At 60.8% G+C, this 9,657-nt stretch carries 12 protein-coding genes and 1 pseudogene; 5 read left to right on the top strand and 8 right to left on the bottom strand.

Annotated elements, in window-relative coordinates; genetic code table 11:
- Positions 1-274 precede the first annotated feature (274 nt).
- Positions 275-466, bottom strand: a pseudogene (locus A3728_RS06020) (hypothetical protein); the annotation flags it as partial.
- 210 nt (positions 467-676) lie between these two features.
- Between A3728_RS06020 and A3728_RS06015 the strand changes: the two are divergent.
- Both A3728_RS06015 and A3728_RS06010 read left to right on the top strand, forming a co-directional pair.
- A complete protein-coding gene (locus A3728_RS06015; protein ID WP_036562850.1) occupies positions 677-928 on the top strand; it encodes a hypothetical protein in 252 nt (83 codons plus the stop codon).
- A 124-nt stretch (positions 929-1,052) separates the two neighbouring features.
- Positions 1,053-1,310: a helix-turn-helix domain-containing protein gene (locus A3728_RS06010; protein ID WP_040610014.1), complete on the top strand. Its 258-nt coding sequence runs from the start codon at positions 1,053-1,055 to the stop codon at positions 1,308-1,310.
- 679 nt (positions 1,311-1,989) lie between these two features.
- Here A3728_RS06010 and A3728_RS06005 read toward each other — a convergent pair.
- From A3728_RS06005 to A3728_RS05985, 5 genes are all read right to left on the bottom strand, one after another.
- On the bottom strand, positions 1,990-3,516 hold the full coding sequence (locus A3728_RS06005) for a multicopper oxidase family protein (protein ID WP_150120666.1): 1,527 nt from the start codon (positions 3,514-3,516) through the stop codon (positions 1,990-1,992).
- A 78-nt stretch (positions 3,517-3,594) separates the two neighbouring features.
- Positions 3,595-3,981 carry a rhodanese-like domain-containing protein gene (locus A3728_RS06000; protein WP_201722141.1) on the bottom strand — a complete coding sequence of 129 codons (387 nt, stop codon included), beginning with the start codon at positions 3,979-3,981 and terminating at the stop codon, positions 3,595-3,597.
- 14 nt (positions 3,982-3,995) lie between these two features.
- Complete coding sequence (locus tag A3728_RS05995) at positions 3,996-4,907, bottom strand: MBL fold metallo-hydrolase (protein ID WP_067921155.1); 912 nt, start codon at positions 4,905-4,907, stop codon at positions 3,996-3,998.
- A gap of 2 nt (positions 4,908-4,909) precedes the next feature.
- Positions 4,910-5,209, bottom strand: a complete 300-nt coding sequence (locus tag A3728_RS23915; protein WP_322630180.1) for a DUF6691 family protein — start codon at positions 5,207-5,209, stop codon at positions 4,910-4,912.
- On the bottom strand, positions 5,142-5,486 hold the full coding sequence (locus A3728_RS05985; protein ID WP_067921151.1) for an ArsR/SmtB family transcription factor: 345 nt from the start codon (positions 5,484-5,486) through the stop codon (positions 5,142-5,144). The genes A3728_RS23915 and A3728_RS05985 overlap by 68 nt, the downstream gene beginning before the upstream one ends.
- A 56-nt stretch (positions 5,487-5,542) precedes the next feature.
- Here A3728_RS05985 and A3728_RS05980 point away from each other — a divergent pair, with 56 nt between their 5' ends.
- From A3728_RS05980 to A3728_RS05970, 3 genes are read left to right on the top strand one after another with little or no spacing between them, the layout of a single operon-like run.
- Positions 5,543-6,397, top strand: a complete 855-nt coding sequence (locus A3728_RS05980; protein ID WP_067921149.1) for a cation transporter — start codon at positions 5,543-5,545, stop codon at positions 6,395-6,397.
- The gene (lspA, locus tag A3728_RS05975; protein ID WP_067631017.1) at positions 6,394-6,894 is read left to right on the top strand and encodes a signal peptidase II; all 501 of its coding nucleotides are present in this window, start codon (positions 6,394-6,396) and stop codon (positions 6,892-6,894) included. The genes A3728_RS05980 and lspA overlap by 4 nt, the downstream gene beginning before the upstream one ends.
- Before the next feature lie 3 nt (positions 6,895-6,897).
- Entirely contained in the window at positions 6,898-8,145 is a 1,248-nt protein-coding gene (locus A3728_RS05970; protein WP_067921147.1) for a cytochrome P450, read from the top strand.
- Here the strand turns inward: A3728_RS05970 and A3728_RS05965 are convergent.
- Together A3728_RS05965 and A3728_RS05960 are read right to left on the bottom strand one after the other, a co-directional pair.
- The gene (locus A3728_RS05965) at positions 8,129-8,788 is read right to left on the bottom strand and encodes a cation diffusion facilitator family transporter (RefSeq protein ID WP_082849320.1); all 660 of its coding nucleotides are present in this window, start codon (positions 8,786-8,788) and stop codon (positions 8,129-8,131) included. The two genes, A3728_RS05970 and A3728_RS05965, sit on opposite strands and share 17 nt — an antisense overlap.
- 111 nt (positions 8,789-8,899) lie before the next feature.
- Positions 8,900-9,514, bottom strand: coding sequence for a class I SAM-dependent methyltransferase (locus A3728_RS05960; protein ID WP_067631010.1), 615 nt, complete (start codon positions 9,512-9,514; stop codon positions 8,900-8,902).
- Positions 9,515-9,657 lie beyond the last annotated feature (143 nt).

Here is a 9,657-nt window from a genome sequence, read left to right as displayed (position 1 = left end):
TGACTAGTGTTTGCGTGACCAAACTACAGCTAAAGCACGATAACACATCTTGCGGTTGATAATATACTATCGTAACTCTGGGCTTCAAGTGGGAATGCCTGGGGTCCCGCCATTGGAGAAAGCGTGAGCCGGGCCATGAACTGGGACATCGAAGCACCAAATGTGGTTACGGAAGCCAGGTTCCGCGAACTCGTGGAAAGCGGCTATAGCGCAGAAATCCTGTGCCAGGAGTCGGCTCATAAGAAAGGCCCCAGCTATTACGGGGTCTGGATCATGTGCGGGCGGTGACGAGGAGCTTTTCCACGCCCTCGTCAGAGACAACGCGCATGATCCAGACCCCGTAATAGCTGGGGCCTTTCTTATGAGCCGACTCCTGGCACAGGATTTCTGCGCTATAGCCGCTTTCCACGAGTTCGCGGAACCTGGCTTCCGTAACCACATTTGGTGCTTCGATGTCCCAGTTCATGGCCCGGCTCACGCTTTCTCCAATGGCGGGACCCCAGGCATTCCCACTTGAAGCCCAGAGTTACGATAGTATATTATCAACCGCAAGATGTGTTATCGTGCTTTAGCTGTAGTTTGGTCACGCAAACACTAGTCACGGCCAGTGTCTGCGATCAAGGAGATAACAGGTTTGAGAAACCCAAGGTTGACATGCCTGCTCCCATTGCAAGCTATGGTCCTTCTAATCTGCGTTCCCGGGCCGGTTTTGGCGGAATCCTGCTTCGCCCCGGCCCGTCCCTTCCTGCCAAGCGATTCGCAGGCGGCGCGGGACTATGCGGACATCATCCGTGGCGATTTCGAAGATTACATTCAGGATATCCAGAGCTACTTCCGTTGCCTCGACGGTGAACGCGCCCGCGCTTTCGAGGAAGCGCGCGAAGTCAGCGAGGACTATGGCCGATTTCTACAATTGGTAGGGGATTGATGGGCAACCTCGGGAGCATCAGACTTGCAGCCCATGGAAACCAGACGCCGATAACACCCTCATATATCTACTTTTTAGATAACAGATTTCATCCGCTAGCGACGTCACAAAAGGTATGTGACGCGTGGCAAAGACAATCAGAAGCAAAGGGCAAGTGGCACTCTGCCAGGCGTTGGTCGACGCGCGCATCAAAGCGGGCCTCGGCCAGAAAGACTTGGCGGATAGGCTCAGATGCCACCAATCCCTTATTGCCCGTCTTGAAAGCGGTCAGCGCCGGGTCGACGTTGTCGAACTGGTCGTTTTGGCGCGTGCCATCGGCTTTGATCCGTTCCAGCTTCTGGCGATCGTTGAAGCCGCCACGGAGCCCGACCACAGGATTTGAAGCCAATGAATTGTTGAGAACACGGAAACCCATTTTCCCGGTCTGATGATCATTCCCTCCTCGAGGACCAGTTAGCCAACATCAAAGAAGCCCGGCGCGCGGTCGTAGTGAACGCTCTGCAACCCCACGCCGCAATTCGCAGCGCCACAGTGCAGGAAGTCAGTAAACAGTGAACGATGATAGGGGTGAGGGCGTCGCGATCGCCAATCTGATCGGGACCGATGGGTGCAGTGTTGTTGGTTGGGTTTATCGCTGGAGTACAGGCTCACATGCGGTGATGTGGGACGTCCAAGGGCCCCAGCCGGTATCGGAAACCCGGCCGGATATAAGTGACGAACAGAAGCAAGAAATCGACTTCGATGCGCTCATGCGGATTCGAAAAAGTGACAGTGGATAGGCTTCTCAGGCAGCCGCCAGTTCATATTGATGGAAAGGGTCTGCGAGCGTACCGGTCATTGGAGCAGATGGCAGCGAAGGTCTCGAAGGAGCCCTTTTTGACGAATGCTGCCGAGCGACTGAACGGCCGCTTCGGCGGACCCGCAGCTTAGCGAGGTGTTCTCCGTTCGGGTCTAGACATACTCCGTAATGCGTTTCAACAAGGCGACACCGGCACCTGATAGAACGCCGCAAGAAGACGTAAGCTCTTGACGACGCCCGGTGTCGAGCGGGTGGGGTCCTGTTATGTGACCGTAAACTGCCCCATCATGCCCGCATCCTCGTGTTCGAGGATGTGGCAGTGATACATGAATGGTGTCTCTTCCGAAGCCAGCTTGTCGAACCTCAGCAAGATTTCGGTCGGACCCTGCACACGGACAACATCTTTCCAACCGATCTGCGCCGAGTCGACCGGCCGCCCGTTCTGACTCACGACCCGAAAGGAAGTCCCGTGAACGTGGAAGGTGTGCCGCATCATCATGTCGGCATTAATGCGCCAAAGCTCGGTTTCGCCTGCGCGGACGGTCTCATCAATGCGATCCATGCCGTAAGGTGCACCGTTGATCCCCATCGTCTGGCCGCCGCCACCCATCATGCCGCCGCGCATCATGCCCCCGGTGTGCATGTTGAGGGTGAAATTGCGCCTGCGGACCGGATCGCCGAGTGCGGGCGCATCCGAAGGCAGCGAGGTGGGCAGGCGGGTGGGGCCGGCGGGCGCAGCTTCGCCTACATCAAACGACATGATCTCGAGCGGCGCACCACTGTTTCCATCCATCCCCATCATGCCGCGGTCGCCCATCATGCCTCTATCGCCCATCATCATGGAGCCGCCCCTGTCACCCATCATGCCCCCGTTCATCACGCCATTCATCCCGATGTCGCGCGAGACAAGAGAAACAGGTGACCGGTCCGAGAATTCGACCACGATCTCGGCCCGTTCGGCACCGTCGAGTTGCAGGCTGGCCATGGCAAGAGGGCGGGCCAGAAGGCCGCCGTCACTCGCGACCTGGTGGAATTGCCTGCCGTCGGTGAAACGGAAATCATACACGCGCGCATTCGACGCGTTCAGGATACGCAGGCGTACCAGACCCGCCGGAACTGTAAGCTTGGGACGGATCACACCGTTGACGAGGATCTGGTCCCCCTGGAACCCATGCATCCGATCCATCATGCCAAGACTATAGGTCATGCGGCCTGACCGATCGAAGCGTCGATCCTGCACGATGAGTGGAAAATCGTTCACGCCATAGTCGTGCGGCAGTGGATCGTCGATCTCGGGGTCGTCGATGACAATCATGCCCGCCAACCCGCGATATACCTGCGGGCCTGTTCGCCCGTGAACATGGCTGTGATAAAACAGCGTTGCCGCCGGGTGATCGACCGGTAATTCCGGCGCCCAGGTCTCGCCCGGGCCGAAAGCAAGTTGCGGCCCACCGTCGAGATAGCCCGGCACGTGCATGCCGTGCCAGTGAGCAGTGATCGGTTCATCGAGACGGTTCATGACACTTATGTTTGCGGTGCGCCCGCGCCGGAACCGCAGCAGCGGTCCGAGGTAATCCTGGGAGTAGCCCCAGGTCTCCGACGTCGCGCCTCCGGTGAACTCGCGTGTTCCGCGTATCGCATCGAGTGTGTTGCCTGCGCCGGGGCCGATCTCCATAACCTCCGGTATCGGCAAAGGCGCGCCGGGTTCGGCGGCCCATGCCCGGCTGATATTAAGTGCTGGGGTTGCGAGCGAGGCTGCGGCTAGGCTAAGGAACTTTCGGCGTCTCACAGTGATACTCCGTCATTGGAAGGGTTGCATCGTCCCAACCGAGGCCGAGCAAATATCGCGATAGCGCTCGCACCGGTGTTAGGCCCGAAGCGGGAGACCCGCGTCTTTCCAGCCCGCCAGACCCCCTTCGATTACAGCGGTGTCATAGCCCATCTGGCGCAGGCTGTCGGCGGCAAGGGCCGCGCGTGCGCCGGACGCACAGAGAACGTGAACACGGCCCGTGCCATCGCGTTTCGCGGCCAAAGCCTCGTTCGCCTTGCCGGTCTCGGGATCGGCCTGTGCTTCGACCAACCCGCGCGGGATGTGGATCGCGCCTTCGATTGCGCCGTCGCTCTTCAGCTCTGCCGTTTCACGCACGTCGAGGATGACATCTCCCTGCGCCATCGCTCTGTGCGCGTCAGCGGGAGCGATTCCATCGACGCGCGATCTTGCGTCCGCGACGAGGTCTTTCATGGACTTGTTCACGATCCTTTCTCCTTTCAGAACTTGTTGACGGGCATTTTCAGGTAGTGCGCACCGTTGCTTTCGGCTTCGGGCAATTGCCCCGCACGCAGGTTGACCTGAAGTGCTGCGAGCATCCGGTCCGGCAGGTCCAGTGTGGCATCCCGATCCTCGCGGGTCTGGATGTAGTCGGCCTTGTCGGTGCCGTCCTTGACATGGACATTCTTGGCTTTGTGGGTGGCAACTGAGGCTTCCCATTCCGGCCTGTCGCGATCCTCGGACCCATAGTCATGACCGACGAAAAGCCGCGTATCCTTGGGCAGAGACAGGATCACCTGGATCGAGTTCCACAAATCCTCGGTGGTGCCACCGGGAAAATCGGCACGGGACGTGCCGCTGTCGGGCTGCATCAGCGTGTCGTGCACGAAGGCCGCATCGCCGCAGACATAGGTGATCGACCCAAGCGTATGCCCCGGGGACAGCATCACCCGAACGTCCAGATCGCCGATGCGGAAGGTATCCCCGTCCGCGAACAGGCGGTCGAAGTCGCGGTGGGGGTCGAAGGCGTCCGGCGTGTTGTAGTAGTCGCGCCAGAGTTCGGCGATGTCGCGGACCTTTTCACCGATGGCGTTTGCAGCACCGGTCCGTTTCTTGAGGTGCGACGACGCCATCATATGATCGGCGTGGGGATGCGTATCGAGTACCCATTCCACCGTCAGGCCGTGCTTCTCCACAAGGCCCAGCACCTGCTCCATGCTGCGCGTATCGGTCGCGAAACGCGCCGGATCGAAGTTCAGCACCACGTCGATCAGTGCGGCCTTCTTCGTCGCGGGATCGGCGCAGATATATTGGATCGACCCGGTGTCGGGCTCGTAGATGCCCCAGACATCGGGGCTGTTCGGCCCAGTCGATGCGGATTGGCGGACGATGGGCTCGTTCAGTTCGGCCACATTTACGCTCCTTTGCTTGCGAATGAGGAAGATGATTTGGCGAAACCGGCGAGGACGATCCCGACCAGCATGGCGGGAAGGAAAATGAGGATGCCTGACGATCCAATCAACAGCGATGTCCAAGCGGGTCCCGGACAGAAGCCGCCTAGGCCCCAGCCCATGCCGAAGATGGCCGCGCCGGTCAGAAGCGGCGCGTCTATGGCGGTGCTGTCCGGCAGATCAAACTGCGACCTTTTACGCCTCACGATAATTGTCACACGCCTCAACACCCACTGCGACCACGTCGAGAAGTGCGTCCACATCGTTCAGAAGGACCGTGATGCGCGGGTTGCTGATACGGTAGCGGATGAAGCGCCCTTCGCGGTCGCTGGCGACAAGCCCGCAGTCCAGCAGGCACCTCAGATGGTTGGAGACGTTGGGTTGCGATAGTTCGGTCCGCTCGACGATCTCGTGAACGGCCAATGGCTCGTTGCAAAGTGCACCGAGGATGGCCAGGCGGCTCGGGTCCGCGAAGCCGCGGAACAGCTTCGCCCGTCGCTCGATGGTCGCGCTCTTGCGGTCATCGACGATTTGGGCCATATCACTCCTCGCTGATACGTTGTTCTTCAATTCATTCTAGCAGGAATAGCGCGACCATGGCCAACACCGAAAGTGCCGGATCGACGGCAGATGTTCCGCCCGTCCGTTACCGGGTTTCCGGTATGGACTGCGCGAAGGATGCCGCGCAGATCGAGCGGGCGGCGCAGTCGGCCGGAGTCGCGGCTGACGATGTGAAGGTGTCGGCGGCGACGCACATCATGACACTGAGCGCCCCCGAAGCGCGCCTGCCGGACATCGAAAAGGCCGTTGCGGTGACCGGCTACGGCTTCGACCGGATCGAGGGCGATGGAGACATTCCGCCGAATCCCGCCCATCAGGACCCGGCCTACCGACGCGCGCTCTGGATCGTCGTGATCCTGAACGTGGGCTACGGTGTCGTTGAAATGATCGGCGGGTTCATCGCCGGGTCACAGGCCGTGAAGGCCGATGCGCTCGATTTCATCGGCGACGGCGCGATCACCTTCCTTGGCCTGCTGGCCATCGGCTGGAGCCTCGCCTGGCGGGCACGGTCGGCCTTGATCCAGGGCATCTTCCTCGGGCTCCTCGGTCTCGGCGTCCTCGGCACGACCATCGTCCGGGTCTTCGAACGGACGACGCCGGATGCGGGTCTCATGGGCCTGCTTGGCATGATTGCCCTTGTCGTCAACGTCATCTCCGTTCTGCCGCTGCTGCCGTTCCGCAAGGGCGACGCGAACATGCGGGCCGTCTGGCTTTTCTCTCGCAACGACGCCATCGGCAATGCGGCGGTTGTCGTTGCCGCCGGTCTTGTGGCCTGGCTGGGCAGCGCGTGGCCCGACCTTATCGTTGCCTTCGGTATCGCCGGGCTATTCCTGCACTCGTCCTGGGCGATCATTCGCGATGCGCGGGCCGATCTGAAGACGACTGCATGAACAGCCGCGTTCTAGGCGGAGTTTGCGCCATCTCGGCGTTCGCCCTCGATCAGGGCACCAAGGCGCTTGCCCTGAACACACCTGCGCTTGAGGGCGGCGTCGAGGTTCTACCCTTTCTCAATCTCGTGCGGGTTCTGAACGATGGAGTCAGCTTCGGTATGCTGGGCGGGATCGTGCCTTGGTGGGGTCTCATCGCGCTTGCTGGCGTGATCGTGTTATGGCTGCTGATCTGGTTGTGGCGCGCGCCGGACAGGCTGACGGCTGCCGCTCTCGGTCTGATCATCGGCGGCGCACTCGGCAATGTCCTCGACCGGCTGCGTTATCAGGCCGTCCCAGACTTTCTGGATTTCCATTACGGAACATACCACTGGCCGTCCTTCAATCTTGCGGATGTGGCGATTTTCTGCGGCGCGGCCCTACTGTTCTGGGACAGCTTCCGCTCTGCGACGGACAAGCCTGGTCAGGGTCAACGCAAGGAAAACACAACGGGGGTGTAACCCATGTTCGGCATACCATCTGCGAAAGGCTTTGACAGCACACTTGCCCTGCTGCGCAACCCATATGGGTTCATTTCGGAGACCTGCCGCGCACTCGACACAGACCTGTTCGAAACCCGCATCCTCCTTCAAGAGACGATCTGCATGACCGGCGCGGCGGCGGCAGAAGCCTTCTATCGGGAAGACCGGCTGATCCGCGCAGGCTCGATGCCAGGCCGCATACAGAAGTCCCTGCTGGGAGAAGGCGGCGTTCAGGGATTGGACGGCGCTGCCCACCAGCACCGCAAGAAGATGTTCATGTCACTCATGGGGACCGAGCGGATCGCCGCGCTTAAGGGCACGTCGCTTCACATGTTGGACAACTATGCGCCGGACTGGGAGGCGAGGAACGAGGTCGTCCTCTATGACGAAGTGCGCGAAATGCTCACAAGAGCTGCCTGCGCCTGGGCCGGGGTGCCGCTTAATGAAGCTGAGGTGGCGACCCGAACGGCGCAGCTTACAGCGCTTTTTCAGGACGCCGGGGCCCTTGGCCCCAAACACTGGCGCGCGCGTCTGGCGCGCCACCGCCTGGAAAAATGGGCAGCACGGCTAATCCAACAGGTCCGCGATGGTGAGCTTCAGCCGACGCAGGAAAGTGCCCTTCATATCATCGCGACATGGCGCGATCTCGATGGGGAGTTGTTGACCCCCAGGGTGGCCGCCGTAGAGCTGTTGAATGTCCTGCGCCCGACCGTCGCGGTATCCGTGTTCATAGTTCAGGCGGCGCATGCTTTACATCGGCATCCCGAGTGGCGGCAAAAGCTGAAGGACGACGAGGGACAGCTCGAACCTTTCGTGCAAGAGGTCCGCCGTCTGTATCCGTTCTTTCCCGCGGTTGCGGCACGGGTGAAGAGCGATTTCGAGTGGCGCGGATATCGCTTTCCCAAAGGGTACAGGGTTCTGCTCGACCTCTACGGCACGAATACCGACGCTCGTTCGTGGGACGCGCCGCAAGAGTTCCGGCCCGAGCGGTTTCACGATCGGGAGGTCACTCCCTACGAGTTCATTCCGCAGGGCGGTGGCGATCACCACAGGAACCACCGTTGTCCGGGCGAGTGGATCGCGATCAGCCAGATGAAGGCGTTTTGCAGTTTCTTCGTGAACGCCATCGACTACGAAGTGCCGGATCAGGATCTGGATCTGGAAACCGGAGAACTGCCGCCCATGCCCAAATCTCGGTTCATCATGCGTAACGTCAGGCCTCGGCAGTAGCTTCGCCCTCGTCCGGATCGACCGACCGCGCATCCTTCGTGGCCTCGAACGCCTCCCATGCAACGTAGGGCACGATCAGAAGCGCCGCCACCGGGTCGGCCCACCACCAGCCCATCCATTGCGTCAGACCGATCCCGGCCAACACCACGATCGTCTGATACTGGCAGATCATGGTGTCCTTGGCATCGTACTTCAGGGCGGGCGCATCGAGCCGCTTGCCGTAGCGATACTTGCCCCAGGCGAGGAACGGGTTGGCCACGAGCGAAGCACCCAGAATCGCGATACCCCACCAGTTGAAGCCCGGCGCCTTCTGCGAAATGAAGGCGGAGACCGCCTCGTAGAGGATCGCCGCGACGACGATCCAGAAGGCACAGGCAACCACGTAGAGCGCGACCTTCTTGCGGTGCAGGACCGTGCGCTTGTCGGCACCGTCCACCTCACTCTTCAAGCGCCAGATCAGAGTCGCAGCCGAGGTGGCCTCGACCGTACTGTCGAGGCCCCAACTCACCAGCGCTGCGCTGCCGGTCAGAAGTCCCACGGTGACGGATACGACGACCTCGATGATGTTGTAGACGAGGCTGGCGATCTCGACCCGGATGCCGCGCGTCAGATTGGCCTGCCGGTTATCTTGATGACTGCTCATAACACCTCATCACCGCAAAATTTTCGGCGAAAGTTCGAGGCGAGAATTGGCTACCTTGCCATCAGTTGCGCCACGGATCGAAAGCCGAGATTGTCCTGTTTCCAAGCTTCCTCAGTAGAGGCGAGCTTGTCCCTCATACATGAAAACCAAGGGCTTCGGACCTGTCGCGTAACCGGTGTTGAGCCGCTCCATGCGGAAGCCGCTTGTCTCGATCAAGTCGGCCGTCGGGCGGTCAAGATGGCAGTTCCCGGCGCAGTGTTTCCAGACAGGCGTCAGCCAGCGTTGCCAGCGCCGGATACGGGGTCCGGGCGCCAGGCCATGCTCGACGAAGCGGAAGACGCCATCCGGCTTGAGAACGCGCCGGATCTCGGCGAGAGCCTTCTCCGGTTCCGAAACGCTGCAGAGTGTCCAGGTGGCGACGACGCAATCGACGCTGCGATCTTCGAGCGGCAATGCTTCGGCCACGCCCTCGATCATCTCGGCAGCGGGCATCAGTCCATGGGAGGTTTGCGCGGCCCGAGAGAGGAGTTCGGGCGACGGATCAATACCGATGATCTGGCGCACGGCCTCGGGGTAGAGCGCAATGTTCAGGCCCGAGCCGATTCCGATCTCCAGCACACGCCCATGCAGCCCGGAGATGGCGCGGCGCCGGTAGGGAAGAAGTTGATCCTGGCCCATCGCCAGATGCGTCAGCCGAGGGAGGATATGTTTCTCGTACAGTCGCATCTGTTCACCCGATCCGCGCAAGGACAGGGAAGGTGTCCAGCAGCCAGTAGGCCAGTGCGCTCAACCGCCCGGTCATCATCGCCAGGCCCATCAGGATCATGACGCCGCCCGCAGCCTGATGCAGGCGGCGTCATGATCCTGAT

This window comes from Sulfitobacter sp. HI0040, assembly GCF_001634885.1.
Lineage (GTDB): Bacteria > Pseudomonadota > Alphaproteobacteria > Rhodobacterales > Rhodobacteraceae > Sulfitobacter.
Note: the sequence above shows the minus strand (reverse complement) of the source record. Positions and strands in the feature narration are given on the sequence as shown.

Coding starts and splice junctions, on each gene's coding strand:
- lspA (WP_067631017.1), top strand. CDS start 6,394: ATGAACAGCCGCGTTCTAGGCGGAGTTTGCGCCATCTCGGCGTTCGCC.
- A3728_RS05970 (WP_067921147.1), top strand. CDS start 6,898: ATGTTCGGCATACCATCTGCGAAAGGCTTTGACAGCACACTTGCCCTG.
- A3728_RS05960 (WP_067631010.1), bottom strand. CDS start 9,514: ATGCGACTGTACGAGAAACATATCCTCCCTCGGCTGACGCATCTGGCG.
- A3728_RS06015 (WP_036562850.1), top strand. CDS start 677: ATGGTCCTTCTAATCTGCGTTCCCGGGCCGGTTTTGGCGGAATCCTGC.
- A3728_RS05985 (WP_067921151.1), bottom strand. CDS start 5,486: ATGGCCCAAATCGTCGATGACCGCAAGAGCGCGACCATCGAGCGACGG.
- A3728_RS05965 (WP_082849320.1), bottom strand. CDS start 8,788: ATGAGCAGTCATCAAGATAACCGGCAGGCCAATCTGACGCGCGGCATC.
- A3728_RS23915 (WP_322630180.1), bottom strand. CDS start 5,209: ATGTGGACGCACTTCTCGACGTGGTCGCAGTGGGTGTTGAGGCGTGTG.
- A3728_RS05980 (WP_067921149.1), top strand. CDS start 5,543: ATGGCCAACACCGAAAGTGCCGGATCGACGGCAGATGTTCCGCCCGTC.